The organism is Bacillus cereus group sp. MYBKT111-2 (assembly GCF_051915205.1).
GTDB lineage: Bacteria > Bacillota > Bacilli > Bacillales > Bacillaceae_G > Bacillus_A > Bacillus_A paranthracis.
The window spans coordinates 174,845-189,234 of record NZ_JBQAEG010000005.1 but is presented as its reverse complement, the minus strand read 5'-3'; the positions used below and the strand labels follow the sequence as shown (position 1 = coordinate 189,234).

Genomic DNA, 14,390 nt, shown 5'->3' with positions numbered 1-14,390 from the left:
CTTATCTTAGAATGAAAATATAAAAGTTCAGAATGTATCTTATTATTTTGTATAGCAGAGTTATGGGACAACATAAAGTAATAAGAGACTTTCTGAAAGATTAAGATAAGTAAAAGCCTAACGACTATCCCTTATGGGAGTAGAGCGCAAGCGATTGGCGTTCGAAAAGCGGAGCACCTAATCAGGTAATGCTGTAGGTGATGATATAGTCTGTCCTGTATGGTGACATACAGCAGTTGCATGAGCAACGGACTGAGGAATAGCGAACTCGGTTGAACATTCGAGACAGAAATCTTCCAGCTTCAAGAAACTTCTGAAATAAATGATTATGGTACAGATGACATTATCCGTCGTGATATTAACTGTAACTTAGGATCGTTAAATATCGTAAATGTAATGGAAAATAAAGAAATTCGTGAAGCAGTTCATGCGGGAATGGAAGCTTTAACAGCTGTTTCTGATATGACGATTATTCCGAATGCACCAACTGTGAAAAAAGCAAATGATGAGCTTCATTCAGTTGGGCTTGGCGCAATGAACTTACACGGATATTTAGCAAAAAATAAAATCGCTTATGAAAGTGCAGAAGCGAAAGAGTTCGCTCGTACATTCTTTATGATGTTAAATTACTACTCTATTGAGAAAAGTATGGAAATCGCTAAAGAAAAAGGCGAAACATTTAAAGACTTCGATAAATCTGATTATGCGAATGGGACATACTTTAAAAAGTATGAAACGACAGATTACAGCCCAGTAACTGAAAAAGTTCAGCAATTATTTGAAGGAGTTCATATTCCAACAAAAGAAGATTGGACAAGTTTAAAAGAGCAAGTGCAGAAGAATGGTTTATATAACTCATATCGTCTTGCCATCGCTCCTACGCAATCGATCAGTTACGTTCAAAATGCAACTTCAAGCGTAATGCCGATCGTAAGTCAAATCGAATCAAGAACGTATGCGAATGCGACAACATATTATCCAATGCCGTATTTATCAAAAGATACGTTCTGGTACTATAAATCTTCTTACGATATGAATCAGTTTAAATTAATTGATTTAATCGCAGAAATTCAAGAACATATTGACCAAGGTATTAGTACAATTCTTTACGTTAATAGTGATATTTCAACACGTGAATTAGCACGTTACTACATCTATGCACATAAAAAAGGCTTAAAGAGTCTGTATTATACGAGAACACGTAAATTAAGCGTGGAAGAGTGTGTGGCTTGTACCGTTTAATGGCATATTGCCATACTAAATGAATAACCCAAAAGTATGAGCAGGGTTATGAACCCTGCTCATACTTGGTTTGTTCTACTAAACGGTTAGCTTTTCATTATTAGATGGAAATTTAACCGTTCAGTAGAACAATAATAGATATAGGGGTGATTCAATGCGCGCTGTTAACTGGAATAAAAAAGAAGACGATTTCAGTTTAATGTTTTGGAAGCAAAACATCGCTCAGTTTTGGACAGAAGAAGAAATTGCGGTTTCGTCTGACAAAAATACTTGGGTGCAATTATCGAAAGAAGAGCAAATTGCTTATAAGCGTGTATTAGGTGGTTTAACACTTTTAGATACGAAACAAGGTGGCGAAGGAATGCCTCTTGTACTTGTTCATCTTGAAAATTTACAAGCAAAAAGTGTATTAGCTTTCATGGGTGCTATGGAAGAAGTACATGCGAAGAGTTACAGTCATATTTTCACAACGTTAGCTACTGAAGAAGAAATCGATGATATTTTCGAATGGGTAGACAACCATCCGTTACTTGAGAAAAAGGCTGGTATTATTACAAGTTACTATCGTCGTTTATTAAAGCCTGAAGTAACGAAAAAAGAGTTATACATGGCAATGGTAGCAAGTGTGTTCTTAGAAAGTTACCTATTCTATAGTGGATTCTTCTATCCACTTTACTTAGCTGGTCAAGGAAAACTAACAGCAAGTGGTGAGATTATTAACCTTATTATCCGTTAACTAATAGCGGCTTTTGGTAGAGATACCAATTGAAAAACCCTTTTAATTGCTGGGAACCCCTATTGTAAATTTATCTGTTATATTATTGATGAATACATACATTCAGGTTATTCTCTAACTATCAATGGATGGAAAGGAGAATAGCTGATAGGGCAATCAGCAGCGAAGCCTTTATCTAGCGATAACATGTACGGAATTTACTATTTGAAAATCAATGGGAAGTATTATATTGGTAAAGATGTGCAAGTTTCGAATTTAAAACGAATTAAGGAACATATGTGGATGTTAAAGAGTGGCACACATTATAATAGGTATTTACAAGCAGCATACTGTAAATATGAATTCACCTTAGAATATGGAGTTCTAGAGGAGATAGAATGTTCATTGGAAGAATTGAGTGAGATTGAACAACAGTATATTTGGCAGTATGATTCTTATAATAATGGCTATAATTTAACTTTAGGTGGAGAAGGATTGGGTGGAATTAAATTCACTGAAGAACAATTAGAAAAGAAAAGACAACGTGTTATAGGTGAAAAAAATCCACAATCCAAAATTACAGATGCGCAATTTTTTGAGATTGTAGAATTATTAAAGGACGGCAAGACAAACCCAGAAATTGCTGAAATATATAATCTTCATCCTAATTATGTGTCTTTAATTCGACATAAGAAACGTTTTAAACATCTTTGGGAAAAAGTGCGAAATTATATTCCGGTAAAATCTGAGCACCAACTGAAAACAAGGGGACGTGTTACTCTTGAAATGTTTTTGGACATTGTTCAGATGTTACAAGCCGGTGAATCAAATGCATCCATTGAAAGAAAACATGGGTTATCGAGCGGCACAGGAAGCCGTATCAGACACCGAAAGCTGTATAAACAGTGGTGGGTGCGATACGTAGATAAAGGAACGTTCAACGACTATCCCAATGGCGGTGAAATTCCGCAATAGGAGTAGGGCCAAGCGGTGGGTGAGAATCCCTTAAATCGAAATGGAGGGCTACCTGAGAAGGTAGATGATATAGTCTCTTCTTACAGGAAACTGTAAGCTGTATAAACGGCATAGGAGTAGCGAATCTATGTGAAGGTAAAGGATGAGTCAATTCACGGCGTATTCGTCGGTATTTTAGCACAACAAATCTTCGCGGAACTTTCTGCAGAAGATCAACAAGAAGTGCAAAAAGAAACGCAAGAGTTATTAATGGAACTATATGAAATTGAAATGGCATACACAGAAGAAATTTACACTTCTATTGGCCTTGTAGAGGATGTAAATCGTTTCGTTCGTTACAATGCGAATAAAGGACTTATGAACTTAGGACTTGAGCCAAAGTTTGAAGAAGAAGAAATTAACCCAATCGTTTTAAATGGTTTGCGTACAGATACGAAAAACCATGATTTCTTCTCTGTAAAAGGAAATGGTTACGTAAAAGCGACGAACGTTGAAAAGTTATCTGATGATGACTTCGTGTTTAATTTTTAATATATGATCATAAAGAAAAGCTGTCTTATTCATTGATAAGACAGCTTTTCTTTATGGTTTTGTTTACATAACACTATTATTTTCATATAACGATTTCTGTTGAAAAATTCTATCCAGCTAACGGATAGAATTTTTTTGTAAGTAAATGGGTATTTACAATCCTTTTGTATCGGTGTATTATTTAACTAGTACACCGATACAAAAGGAGGGAAGAAATGAAAATAGAGTTTTCTCCAAATACACCAATTTACATTCAGGTAATGGAATACATAAAAAAAGAAATCGTAACAGGACATTTATTGCCTGGTGATAAAATTCCCTCTGTACGTGAATTAGCGAGTGAATTACAAGTAAATCCAAATACGATCCAGCGTACATTTCAAGAGCTAGAACGAGATGGGGTTGTTGTAACACGTAGGGGAATGGGACGATATGTAACGAATGAAGGGGAGAAAATTATGGAGCTGCGAAAAGAGATGGCGAAAGAATTACTTCATTCTTTTATAGATGGAATGGACAATTTAGGTTTTTCAGAAGAAGAAATTCTTACAATCCTTCGTTCTTCATTACATGAGAAAAGGGAGGAGAGCGAATGACAGAGCTATTAAAAATAGAAAACTTATGGAAGAGATACGGATTAAAAGCAGTGATTCGTGAATTAAACATAGAGATTACCGAAGGAAAAATTGTTGGACTTGTTGGAGATAACGGGAGCGGGAAAACGACGTTATTGAAAATGATTGCTGGTCTGCAGCATCCATCGCAAGGTAGTATTACAGTAGCTGGTAAAAAGGTAGGATTAGAAACGAAAGAAATTGTTTCTTTTATGTCTGATAAGTCAGTATTTGATGAGTGGATGACTGTAAAAGATTCTTTGTTTTTCTACCGAGACTTTTATAAAGACTTTGATATTCAAAAAGCGGTAGATACGATAGTAGAATTTAAAATACCACTGGAAGAGAGAATTACAGCATTATCAAAAGGGATGGTTGAAAAACTTCAAATCATTTTAACGTTTTCTCGGAGGGCGAAATTATATGTACTAGATGAGCCGCTTGGAGGGATTGACCTCGTTTCTAGAGAACATGTATTAGATTTAATATTACAATTTTATAGAGAAGATTGTACAATGTTAATTTCCACTCATCTAATAAATGAAATTGAAAATATCTTTGATGAAGTGATCTTTTTAAAAGATGGAGAAATTGTACTATATGAGAATGTAGAAGACCTTCGTTTTCAGAGAGGAAAAGCAGTTCATGAATTGTTTAAGGAGGTGTTTAGTAAGTGAAGTCGTTACTTTCTTATTTATGGAATGTGAATAAGAAAAAATATATTGTTACTTTTTTAATTTTTGTGTTAATTGAAGCGATTTTATTTTCACAAATGATTGTAAAAAAGAGTGAGACAGCTGTTGTGAAACAAGAAGCGATATTCGGATTTATTATTATGATCTTCATGTTTTATGTGTTGTATATGTTTTTACAAACGATGAAGTCATGTTCACGTTTACTAACAAATCCATTGTTACGGGTTGCGGCGATATCTGGGAAACAATATGTTTTTTCTATCCTCACCTTCTTTTTTATTGTAATGGCTATATGTTATGGCATATGTGGAATTCTTTTCTATGTAGGTTATGTATTAGCATTTCCTACGACGTATGTATATATAGATGCACAAGAAATTATGCAAGTAGGTATAGTAAAGAATTTAATATATACAATGAGTGATTTGTTTGAATTTTTATTTGCGGTGTTACAAATTTTCTTAGTAGTTGCTCTGGTTAAATTGCTTACTAAGAAGAAAAAGATACAAAAAATATTAATTGTTATTATTTCTCTAATTGTAAGTATAGCGATTACTTTAGTGACAACATTGCTAGGGAAATTAGCCCCAGCTTTCCAAGGATTGCGAAGAGAAGAATATCGTAGTGAAAGTAAAGGTCTATTTATTGATATGTTTCAAGAAAATGGATTAAACATTTTTAATATAAGTTTTATGGTGATTGTTAGTGCTCTAATCGTATATGTAATTGCTTATATAATCGATAAAAAACTAGAAGTCTAAAGGAGGAATCAGCATTGGGAAACGTAGTAGTAAAATTAGAAAATGTTCGAAAAAGGATTGGTGGAACGGAAATTATTCGTGGTTTATCATTTGAAGTTCGTGAAGGGGAAGTATACGGGTTCCTTGGACCAAACGGTAGCGGTAAGACAACGACGATCCGTATGATGACAGGTCTTATTTCAATGACAGAGGGTGATATTACAATTTGCGGTCATAGTATTCGCACGGAGCGTGAAAAGGCGCTAGAGCAAATTGGAGCGATTGTAGAAAATCCTGAACTATATGATTATATGACAGGAATGCAAAACTTAAAGCATTTTGCGAACATGGCAATTACAACAATTAGTAAAGAGCGCATTGCTGAAATTGTAAAATTGGTTGAATTAGAGCATGCGATTCATAAAAAGGTGAAAACATATTCACTTGGTATGAAACAACGTTTAGGAATTGCACAGGCATTACTTCATCAGCCGAAAATTTTAATTTTAGATGAACCGACAAATGGATTAGATCCAGCTGGTATTCGTCAAATTCGTGATTATTTACAACGTTTAGCGAAAGAAGAGAATATTGCTGTAATCGTATCAAGTCACTTATTAAGTGAAATTGAACTCATGTGTGATCGCGTCGTTATTATTAAGCAAGGTGAGTTTGTACAAGAGTACAACTTACATGAACAAGCAAAACATGATGAGACAGTAGTTGTAGCGTTTGAAGTAGATCAAGTACAGAAAGCAAATGAAATCGTTCAAGGTAAGGCGCAAGGAAATGTCATTGTAGTATCTGTAACGAAAGAAGAAATTCCGCAACTTGTAAAGAAACTTGTGAATGACGATGTGCTTGTATACGGAGTTACTGTTCAAAATAAAACGTTAGAGGATGAGTTCTTAGCGATTACAGGGGGAGTGAAAGCGTAATGTTTAAATTAATTCAAAATGAATTTTTAAAGCTGCATGCGAAAAAAGGAATGTATATTTTAATTGGTGTTATTGCAGTATTGGAGATTTTGGGAGTTTTAGCGATGCTGAAATGGGGAGATGGAAGTGAATTTAAAGGATCCTATTTAGATTTTGCAAGTTCAGAGATTGGTTTAATTACTTTGTTTGCAACAATTTTTGGCATTACGATTGCTTCTCGTATGATTACGGATGAGTTCCAAAAAGGTACAATTAAGCAGTTATTAATCCGTCCAAGAAAACGAATGACAGTTTTATTCTCTAAATATATTACAGTGTTACTTACTATAGTATTTATCATATTTGCTAGTACGTTAATTGCTATGATTATTGGATTAATTGTAATGGATGGTAGTAAAACAGAATTAACGTTAGGAATCGTAATGAAATCTACTTTATACCAAGTACTTTCACCCCTCTTCTTTGCGACGCTTGCATTTTTCTTAGCAAACGTATTTAGAAAATCTGTATTACCATTAATTATTACGATGTTCCTGTTCTTCTTACAAGGAGCAATTAATATGGTATTAATGATGTTTGCAAAAGGCGTAGCGAAGTTTATAGTATTCTTCCATTTGGATTTAAGAGCTTACGATGGCAATAAATTAATTAGTGGCGGAGTAGAACCTACATTCACAGAATTTACGTTTACAACTTCATTATTACTTGTAGCTGCATACTTTGTTGTATTGCTTGTAGCATCAAGTGCATTATTCCAAAAACGTGACGTATTATAATAAAAGAAATCCCCGCTTGTAAAAACGGGGATTTTTATTACATAACTTGCTCAGGTAGTGCAACTTGAAGAGCAGTAATATAGTATTTTAATAGATATGTTGTTTGAAATTAATTGAGAAAAATAGGAAGAGTTCAACTATATTCATATTATAATGTAGTTATCCGCCCATTTACTTTTACTAACTTTGGAGGTGTTCTATATGCATTATGCATTTTCACGTATAAGGCTACGTAGCTTTTTTGGATGGATGATTATAGGGCTGTTCCTTACGATGATCCCATTAGGTCTATCAAATGTTTCTGAGAATACAACGGAGGTTATTTCACAAATAACTGTGTTTTTTGTATTTCCGTTATTTTGGTTATACGTAAAAACCAATAAAAATAATGTTGTATTTAATAGTTTTTTTGATAAGCCAGGACGTTTACCGTGGGGATTAATTGTATTAGCAACGATAATGGGAATGATTTTTTCAGTCGGTATATCTCATATTCAATTTTACATATTAGCACATACGTTACCGAATTTCTTAGTTACTATGTTAGAAGACGGAACTGTTATTAATACGAGTAACATATATATGACGATATTTACTTTCGTTTCAGCATGTGTATTAGCACCAATTATGGAAGAGGTTATTTTTAGGGGCTTCTTTTTACAGCGAATGGCTTATAAATGGGGGATTAAAAAAGCTGTCATTATATCTTCCATTATTTTTGGCTTAGGACATTTTGATGTTATTGGTGCGTTCATGTTTGGTGTTGTTATGTGTGTTTTATACATAAAGACACAAAATATATGGACGAATATCGCTGTACACGCTCTAAATAATTTAATTGCAACAAGTATGCAATTTGTTGGCGGAGAAGAGAGTAGCGCAATTTCAATTCCTGAATTACAAGCGCAAAGTAATTTATGGATCGGTATCGGTCTTACAGTTGTTGGATTACTTTGGTTAATTCCTTACGTTTGGAAACAATGGCGTACGGTAAAAGAAGTGGGTGTGCCACCAGTGCGCTTCATAAATGAGGAAAAAGTAGTGAGTGCATCACAAGAAAATGAAGTGTATAGTCAAGTGATTGTAACAGATAGATTGATGGCTGTAGAGCTACCAGATGAGGCTGTAAATAAGCTCGGGTTAGAAGAAAATGATTATGTAACAGTATCTGTAGAAGACGATAAAATCGTTATAAAGAAAGCGCATGATAGATAAGTAAAAAGTAGCTCCTTGTGAGCTACTTTTTACTTTGTAATAATTTCCACACGAAAATTATTGCCGTTCTTTACATATTTAATATCTGTAACAGTGCGCACTGCTTTTAAAATCTCAACTTTTTCACCAATTCGAGGGATAGTCGGAACATTGTCCCAAATGCCAAGCAAGTCATCTAATTGTGCCGTTTTTTCATAAAACCAGATTTTCAATGTAAAACCCCTTTCTCGAACTATATGTATTTTAATACATAATATATTATTTTTATTCTTATTGTAAGGGGTTTTTATATATTTTATGAATAAAAATTAATTAATCTTCTGGAAAGATATGTTCAATATCAGGAGTAAGAGATATTTCTGATAATACGATATGAGAAACAGTCGTTGCATATGAAGAAACATCATTGATAAATTCTTCAAGTTCAACAAGTGAAGGAACAGAAATTTTTACAATGTAGCATAAGCTTCCTGTTACTCGGTAACAAAAACTTGCGGACGGATAAGACTGGATAAACTGTTGCATACGTGTTGTATCACCATTTTTTAAAGTGATTTCTAAAATGCAATCTAAAACAAGTCCTGCTTTTTTATAATCGATATCGATTGTGTACTTTTGAATCACGCCTTCACTTTCGAGTTTACGAACACGTTCTGCAGTAGACGGAGCAGATAAGTTTACTCGTTTCGCCAATTCGCGCATGGAAAGGCGACTATCATTATATAATTCATTTAAAATTTTTCGATCAACACGATCTAGTTGCATGTGTAAATATACCTCCAGTAAAATGATAATTTTTGTAAAGGAAAAATATAAATTAAGATTCATATGAAATGTAAAGAGAACTTTATTTATTTTACAATAAAACTGAAAGGAATAGGAGGTAAAATAATGGAGAGAATTTCATTATCAAACGTAGGAGATACAAAGTTTCAAAAATTATTAGGCCATAATCCGGAAATATTATATTCGTGGAGTACATTAGAAAATACACTGTACAATAAAGGAACTCTTTCAGCAGAGTTAAAGGAACAAGTGAGAAGAACATTAGCGTACGGGAATGAATGTCCATACTGTATGGCAAAGGGAAGACCTGATCATATGCAAAAGGTAGAAGAAATAAGTGTAGCCGTTACTTTTGCACATACTTTTGTTTATGATAAGCAAGCGATAGATGATACTATGTTTCATGTATTGAAACAATACTGGACGGAAAAAGAAATTGTAGAGCTTTGCGCTTATATTTGTTTTATTACTGCGTCACAACAACTTGGTTTTCTATTTCAATTGCAGCCGAATGAAGGAGGAAATGATGAATAATCAAATAGCACTTATTATAATTGATGTACAAAAGGCGTTTCAATTACCATATTGGGGTGAGAGAAATAATCTTTTTGCTGAAGAAAATATGAGAATCTTATTAGAAGAATGGAGAAAAAGGAAGCGACCAGTTTTTCATATTCAACATGTAAATAAAGAAAATGCGCAGTCGATGTTTTATGAGGGAGTGGAAACTGTAAACTTTAAAGAAGAAGTGCAACCACTACCAGGTGAAGTGGTTATTCAGAAATCTGTTAACAGCGCCTTCATTGGGACGAATTTAGCAGAACAATTAAGAAAGAACAAATGCAATGCAGTAGTGATTGTAGGATTAACGACAAATCACTGTGTGGAGACTACGACACGAATGGCAGGGAATTTAGGATTTACAACATATTTAGTGAGTGATGCGACGGCTACTTTTAACCGTAAAGGTCTAGATGGTAAAGAGTATAGTGCAGAAGATATTCATAATATGACACTTGTAAATTTACATGAAGAGTTTGCTACAATTATGACGACAAAAGAAGTATTAAAATTATTTTAAGAAAATAATTGCGAATTATGTAGAAAAAAATAAGAATATTTCGTATAATCTAAGTACAATCATTTTAAAAATAGGGGTGGCATCATATGGAGCAAATTCCGGTAAAGAGAATAGAAGAAGTACTTGTTGTAGCAGGGGATGACAAACAAAAGCAAAAGGAATTTTATGAATTGCTCTTATCTACTGAGTTTTATGTTGCTGGCTCATTAGAAGCAGAGGAAGGTGCAACAGAAGGGATACTTCGTTTGCGTCATTTCCAAGGAGAGGGTAGATGGATCGTTCCGTTCTTTACACAAATGGAATTTGTAAAAGATGTGTTGCCAGAAGGAACACCCCTTATTACGATACGTGGGAAAGAATTATTTGGTAGCATTGAGAAAGATGCTACAGCAGTATTAAATGTCGGTACTGATATAAGTAAAACATTTATTCCAGAAGAAATTGCAGATATCGCATCTGGACGAATTTTTAATTATTATAAATAAAAGGAAAAGCTGAATTGCTTTTCCTTTTTAATTTGAACACGGAGTAGCTATGCCAGAAGAAATAGAGAGTGTTTTATTATTTGTATTTATTGTCGCTGTAGCTCCAAGAGGGATTCCGATGTTTGGGCTTATATGTCCAATCGGTAAACCGAATAGGACAGGTATAGCATATGAAGTGAAATATTCATATAGTATTGTTTGCAATGATTGAGATGGTTTAGAAGGAGTGCAGTCATGACAACTTGTAAAAATAACACCACTACATTCATGAAACTTTCCAGATAAAAGTAGCTGATTTAACATACGATCAACGCGATACGGTTCTTCCCCAATGTCTTCAAGCAATAAAAGTTTATTGGCTGTATTTATCTCGTAGGAGGAGCCAATGATACTCGTTAACACCGCTAAATTGCCTCCAACTAACTGACCTGTAACTGTACGGGAAGAGCTAGGTACGATACATTCTGAAGCAGATAAGATGGTTGAATACGGATGAAATAGTTGGTTGAAAGAAGATAAAGAAAGAGAATCTACACCTTTCCCTAATTCTTCAACCATTGGGCCATGAAAAGTAATAAGCTTTGCATAACGTGAAAAGGCAGTATGTAAAGCTGTAATATCGCTATATCCCCAAAAGATTTTTGGATTTTGCCGAATGATTTCATATTGAATGTGAGGGAGGAGACGAGCGCTACCGTAACCACCTCGTGCACAGAAAACGGCCTTTACCTCATGATTTGAAAATGCTTCATGTATATCATCAAGCCGGACTTGATCCCTTCCAGCTAAATATCCATATTTCTCATAAACACTCTTCCCGATTACTACAGATAAACCCATTTCTTGTAATACCTTTACACCTTTTAATACATTTTCAATTGTTGGTGGCCCGGACGGTGCAATAATCATTACTGTATCACCTTGTTGTAATGCATTTGGATATATCATTGTTTTCAGCCTCCTTCACTTTCAATATATTCGCTTCATAGGAAGTTCAATCCTTGTAAAAGAAGGGAAAAGTTTGTCAAATAAAGAAGATATAAAGAGAATAGGAGGAGAAACAATGTTTACAAGTCGAGTCATAGATACATTACAAATTAAGTATCCCATCATTCAAGCCGGTATGGCGGGTGCGATTACGACGCCAGAACTCGTTGCAGCTGTGAGTAATAGCGGAGGATTAGGAACGCTTGGAGCAGGCTATATGAGCCCAGAACAAATTCGTGAAGCAATTTATACAATAAGGGAGCTAACAGATAAGCCCTTCGGTGTTAATTTACTTTTAACAAAAGAGATAGAGATAGAAGAAGAGAAGATAAACTTGGCAAAGAGATTACTTAGCGGAGTGAATAGAGAATTCGGTATAGAGGAAGAAGAGCAGGTAAAGCTTCCAAAAAGTTATAAAGAACAATTACAAGTGTTAGTAGAAGAAAAAGTACCAGTCGTTAGCTTTGCGTTTCAAACGTTAGAAAAAGAAGAGATAAATGATTTGAAAAGAAGTGGAATAAAAGTCATCGGCACAGCTACTCATGTGGCAGAGGCGAAAGTGCTTGCTGAATTAGGAGTAGACATTATTGTCGGTCAAGGTAGCGAGGCAGGAGGGCATAGAGGAACGTTTATCGGGAAAGAACAGGACGCTATGATTGGTACGTTTGCATTAATTCCGCAGCTAGTAGCAGCAGTTCCGCATATCCCGATTGTTGCAGCAGGTGGTGTAATGAACGGGCAAGGGCTTGTTGCGGCATTTACACTGGGAGCAGAAGCTGTTCAAATGGGATCAGCCTTTTTAACGAGTGAAGAGAGTATTACGCATGACGTGTATAAAAAAGCGGTTTTACGTAGTACAGATACGAGTACAACTGTGACTCGTGCGTTTTCCGGGAAATATGCACGAGGTATTCGTAATGAATTTATAGAGAAGCATGAAGGGAAAGAAGAAGACCTTCCGATGTATCCGGTGCAAAATGTATTAACCTCTAAAATACGCCAACAAGCAGCAAAGCAAAATAATGGAGAATATATGTCACTTTGGGCAGGACAAGCGTCATCATTAGCACGAATAGAATCAGCTCAGCATGTAGTGGAGAGAGTGATGAAAGAAGCAGATAACACAATTGAACAATTGCAAAATGTATATAGAAAAAGACCACTTGAATAATTCAAGCGGTCTTTTCATTAGTTTGCTTTATAAAATTGTTGGATGGCCTCATCGATATAAACCCAGCCTTTCCAACCTAAGTGCATGTGATCTTTTAAGAAGTATTTATCATACTCATGATTTGAGAAGTCAGCAATTGGATAGCCAGCTTTCTCAATTTGCTCATGAACTTTCTTATAGTACAATTCTCGGCGTTCTTTCGGGAAGCCAGCGTAATCGTACCAAGGACCTTTTACAGGAACAGAAATGAAGAGTGGTTTTGCACCAGATTGTTTTAATAAATCAAGTGCAATTTGTAAATCTTCATATTCTGGCGATTGATCATAAGCATCATTTTTTAAGTAGCCTTCACGTTGCTTTAATTTCTTCTTGATTTTGCTGTTGAAGTAACCATCTTCAATACCGTAATTGTTAGATCCAGATTCTGCTGCACCTGTTTGATCTGCATGTTTACGAGCCTCTTCCCAGCTCATTTGTTTTAATGAAGGGTCAAGTTTTTCTTTATGCGGTTTAATATTAAACATAGCTGTAAATAAATCTTTACGATCTAAAATGTTACGATAAATATAAGCGAAAGGTTTAGCAGCAAGTGCTTTTACTTTATGCTTTGTATCATCGTAAACGATACCTTCAAGCGAAATTTTTAATAAAGTTTCTTTCTTAACGATCTCAAAGTTTAATAAACGCTTTGCAATTTGCTTTTTCATTTCAGGTTTTACATCATCGTTGAAAATGAAGTGGTAACCTTGTTGCTTTGAAAAGTTAGGTGCAAAGTGTGTTTCATCAATACCTTGTGGTACAAACCATTGCGGAGAAAGAACGAATACCATTTTCTTATCTTTCAATTGATCCATTGTAGATGCAAAGTTTAATACATGTACAAGGTCTTGTGTTCCGCCACGTCCAAGTAGGAATGGTGTGAATCCTTCAGGCTTTACTTTGAAATAATTTGATGGATGGTAAGCATCCATACGTGCGAATTCCGATGAACCATACATCGGAAGGTATTTCGAGTCTGCTAACATCTTTTGCTGTAAAATCATACTTTGAATCTTTTCTTCTTTTAAAGAAGTTGCAGCTTGTTCTACTTTTTCGTCACTTAAAAGCGGGAGTAGAAAGCGCGTCGGAATAAGTAGGAATACAGCAAAAAGGGCCAATGCTAAAAGCATCGGACCAAATTTTGCTTTGTTCATCGGATTTCTTCCAACTTCTTAATAACCATGTTTGGAGTAGCCCACTCGTCACGATCAAAATCAGAAATAGAAACTTCAATATCTAAACGCTCTTGGAATTCAACTAATAAAGATACTACAGCGAAAGAATCAAGAATACCTTCTTCAAATAATTGAACATCTAAGTTTTCTTTTACAATATCGTTCTCACATACTTCTTCTAAAATATCTAATACTTGCTCTTTGAATTCTGCCATTTTTAAAATC

At 34.8% G+C, this 14,390-nt stretch carries 17 protein-coding genes and 2 pseudogenes; 14 read left to right on the top strand and 5 right to left on the bottom strand.

All coding sequences use genetic code 11. The features are described 5' to 3' along the window. Positions 1–291: 291 nt before the first annotated feature. The 10 genes and pseudogenes from ACTFNE_RS16220 (at position 292) to ACTFNE_RS16175 (ending at position 8,441) form a co-directional block, all read left to right on the top strand. Positions 292–1,242, top strand: a complete 951-nt coding sequence (locus ACTFNE_RS16220; RefSeq protein WP_333563705.1) for a ribonucleotide reductase — start codon at positions 292–294, stop codon at positions 1,240–1,242. A 154-nt stretch (positions 1,243–1,396) separates the two neighbouring features. Further along, positions 1,397–1,975 (top strand): annotated as a pseudogene (locus tag ACTFNE_RS16215) (ribonucleotide-diphosphate reductase subunit beta); the annotation flags it as partial. Positions 1,976–2,164: 189 nt separating this feature from the next. Continuing rightward, complete coding sequence (locus tag ACTFNE_RS16210) at positions 2,165–2,932, top strand: nuclease (protein WP_001997017.1); 768 nt, start codon at positions 2,165–2,167, stop codon at positions 2,930–2,932. A 135-nt stretch (positions 2,933–3,067) separates the two neighbouring features. Continuing rightward, a pseudogene (locus ACTFNE_RS16205) lies at positions 3,068–3,463 on the top strand (ribonucleotide-diphosphate reductase subunit beta); the annotation flags it as partial. 215 nt (positions 3,464–3,678) lie between these two features. Next, the gene (locus ACTFNE_RS16200; RefSeq protein ID WP_000687513.1) at positions 3,679–4,059 is read left to right on the top strand and encodes a GntR family transcriptional regulator; all 381 of its coding nucleotides are present in this window, start codon (positions 3,679–3,681) and stop codon (positions 4,057–4,059) included. Then, positions 4,056–4,754 (top strand): ABC transporter ATP-binding protein, encoded by a 699-nt coding sequence (locus ACTFNE_RS16195; protein WP_046197214.1) that lies wholly within the window; start codon positions 4,056–4,058, stop codon positions 4,752–4,754. The genes ACTFNE_RS16200 and ACTFNE_RS16195 overlap by 4 nt, the downstream gene beginning before the upstream one ends. Then, a complete protein-coding gene (locus ACTFNE_RS16190; protein ID WP_270706055.1) occupies positions 4,751–5,533 on the top strand; it encodes an ABC transporter permease in 783 nt (260 codons plus the stop codon). Before ACTFNE_RS16195 ends, ACTFNE_RS16190 begins: the two co-directional genes overlap by 4 nt. Before the next feature lie 14 nt (positions 5,534–5,547). Further along, complete coding sequence (locus tag ACTFNE_RS16185) at positions 5,548–6,450, top strand: ABC transporter ATP-binding protein (protein WP_270706054.1); 903 nt, start codon at positions 5,548–5,550, stop codon at positions 6,448–6,450. Continuing rightward, positions 6,450–7,226 carry an ABC transporter permease gene (locus ACTFNE_RS16180; RefSeq protein WP_000475445.1) on the top strand — a complete coding sequence of 259 codons (777 nt, stop codon included), beginning with the start codon at positions 6,450–6,452 and terminating at the stop codon, positions 7,224–7,226. Before ACTFNE_RS16185 ends, ACTFNE_RS16180 begins: the two co-directional genes overlap by 1 nt. 201 nt (positions 7,227–7,427) lie before the next feature. Further along, positions 7,428–8,441 carry a CPBP family intramembrane glutamic endopeptidase gene (locus tag ACTFNE_RS16175; RefSeq protein ID WP_270706053.1) on the top strand — a complete coding sequence of 338 codons (1,014 nt, stop codon included), beginning with the start codon at positions 7,428–7,430 and terminating at the stop codon, positions 8,439–8,441. Between the two features lie 29 nt (positions 8,442–8,470). On the opposite strand, the gene ACTFNE_RS16170 is transcribed toward ACTFNE_RS16175, so the two are convergent. Both ACTFNE_RS16170 and ACTFNE_RS16165 read right to left on the bottom strand, forming a co-directional pair. Then, positions 8,471–8,653, bottom strand: a complete 183-nt coding sequence (locus ACTFNE_RS16170) for a DUF3913 family protein (protein WP_000707103.1) — start codon at positions 8,651–8,653, stop codon at positions 8,471–8,473. A gap of 100 nt (positions 8,654–8,753) precedes the next feature. Next, positions 8,754–9,206: an Lrp/AsnC family transcriptional regulator gene (locus ACTFNE_RS16165; protein WP_001175495.1), complete on the bottom strand. Its 453-nt coding sequence runs from the start codon at positions 9,204–9,206 to the stop codon at positions 8,754–8,756. Positions 9,207–9,269: 63 nt separating this feature from the next. On the opposite strand from ACTFNE_RS16165, the gene ACTFNE_RS16160 reads away from it, so the two are divergent. The 3 genes from ACTFNE_RS16160 (at position 9,270) to ACTFNE_RS16150 (ending at position 10,793) form a co-directional block, all read left to right on the top strand. Continuing rightward, complete coding sequence (locus ACTFNE_RS16160; protein ID WP_270706052.1) at positions 9,270–9,761, top strand: carboxymuconolactone decarboxylase family protein; 492 nt, start codon at positions 9,270–9,272, stop codon at positions 9,759–9,761. Beyond that, positions 9,754–10,308, top strand: a complete 555-nt coding sequence (locus ACTFNE_RS16155; protein ID WP_270706069.1) for a cysteine hydrolase family protein — start codon at positions 9,754–9,756, stop codon at positions 10,306–10,308. The genes ACTFNE_RS16160 and ACTFNE_RS16155 overlap by 8 nt, the downstream gene beginning before the upstream one ends. An 86-nt stretch (positions 10,309–10,394) precedes the next feature. Beyond that, positions 10,395–10,793: an SseB family protein gene (locus ACTFNE_RS16150; RefSeq protein ID WP_000435208.1), complete on the top strand. Its 399-nt coding sequence runs from the start codon at positions 10,395–10,397 to the stop codon at positions 10,791–10,793. Positions 10,794–10,820: 27 nt separating this feature from the next. Here the strand turns inward: ACTFNE_RS16150 and ACTFNE_RS16145 are convergent, their stop codons facing one another. After that, the gene (locus ACTFNE_RS16145; RefSeq protein ID WP_000640088.1) at positions 10,821–11,741 is read right to left on the bottom strand and encodes a S66 peptidase family protein; all 921 of its coding nucleotides are present in this window, start codon (positions 11,739–11,741) and stop codon (positions 10,821–10,823) included. Positions 11,742–11,856: 115 nt separating this feature from the next. Between ACTFNE_RS16145 and ACTFNE_RS16140 the strand changes: the two genes are divergently transcribed. Beyond that, positions 11,857–12,951: an NAD(P)H-dependent flavin oxidoreductase gene (locus ACTFNE_RS16140; RefSeq protein ID WP_270706051.1), complete on the top strand. Its 1,095-nt coding sequence runs from the start codon at positions 11,857–11,859 to the stop codon at positions 12,949–12,951. Between the two features lie 17 nt (positions 12,952–12,968). Here the strand turns inward: ACTFNE_RS16140 and dltD are convergent, their stop codons facing one another. Both dltD and dltC read right to left on the bottom strand, forming a co-directional pair. After that, complete coding sequence (gene dltD, locus ACTFNE_RS16135) at positions 12,969–14,144, bottom strand: D-alanyl-lipoteichoic acid biosynthesis protein DltD (RefSeq protein ID WP_001030285.1); 1,176 nt, start codon at positions 14,142–14,144, stop codon at positions 12,969–12,971. After that, positions 14,141–14,380: a D-alanine--poly(phosphoribitol) ligase subunit DltC gene (gene dltC / locus ACTFNE_RS16130; protein WP_000807310.1), complete on the bottom strand. Its 240-nt coding sequence runs from the start codon at positions 14,378–14,380 to the stop codon at positions 14,141–14,143. The genes dltD and dltC overlap by 4 nt, the downstream gene beginning before the upstream one ends. Between the last annotated feature and the right edge of the window lie 10 nt (positions 14,381–14,390).

Coding starts and splice junctions, on each gene's coding strand:
- ACTFNE_RS16150 (WP_000435208.1), top strand. CDS start 10,395: ATGGAGCAAATTCCGGTAAAGAGAATAGAAGAAGTACTTGTTGTAGCA.
- ACTFNE_RS16175 (WP_270706053.1), top strand. CDS start 7,428: ATGCATTATGCATTTTCACGTATAAGGCTACGTAGCTTTTTTGGATGG.
- ACTFNE_RS16180 (WP_000475445.1), top strand. CDS start 6,450: ATGTTTAAATTAATTCAAAATGAATTTTTAAAGCTGCATGCGAAAAAA.
- ACTFNE_RS16155 (WP_270706069.1), top strand. CDS start 9,754: ATGAATAATCAAATAGCACTTATTATAATTGATGTACAAAAGGCGTTT.
- ACTFNE_RS16210 (WP_001997017.1), top strand. CDS start 2,165: ATGTACGGAATTTACTATTTGAAAATCAATGGGAAGTATTATATTGGT.
- dltD (WP_001030285.1), bottom strand. CDS start 14,144: ATGAACAAAGCAAAATTTGGTCCGATGCTTTTAGCATTGGCCCTTTTT.
- dltC (WP_000807310.1), bottom strand. CDS start 14,380: ATGGCAGAATTCAAAGAGCAAGTATTAGATATTTTAGAAGAAGTATGT.
- ACTFNE_RS16195 (WP_046197214.1), top strand. CDS start 4,056: ATGACAGAGCTATTAAAAATAGAAAACTTATGGAAGAGATACGGATTA.
- ACTFNE_RS16140 (WP_270706051.1), top strand. CDS start 11,857: ATGTTTACAAGTCGAGTCATAGATACATTACAAATTAAGTATCCCATC.
- ACTFNE_RS16145 (WP_000640088.1), bottom strand. CDS start 11,741: ATGATATATCCAAATGCATTACAACAAGGTGATACAGTAATGATTATT.
- ACTFNE_RS16200 (WP_000687513.1), top strand. CDS start 3,679: ATGAAAATAGAGTTTTCTCCAAATACACCAATTTACATTCAGGTAATG.
- ACTFNE_RS16165 (WP_001175495.1), bottom strand. CDS start 9,206: ATGCAACTAGATCGTGTTGATCGAAAAATTTTAAATGAATTATATAAT.
- ACTFNE_RS16160 (WP_270706052.1), top strand. CDS start 9,270: ATGAAATGTAAAGAGAACTTTATTTATTTTACAATAAAACTGAAAGGA.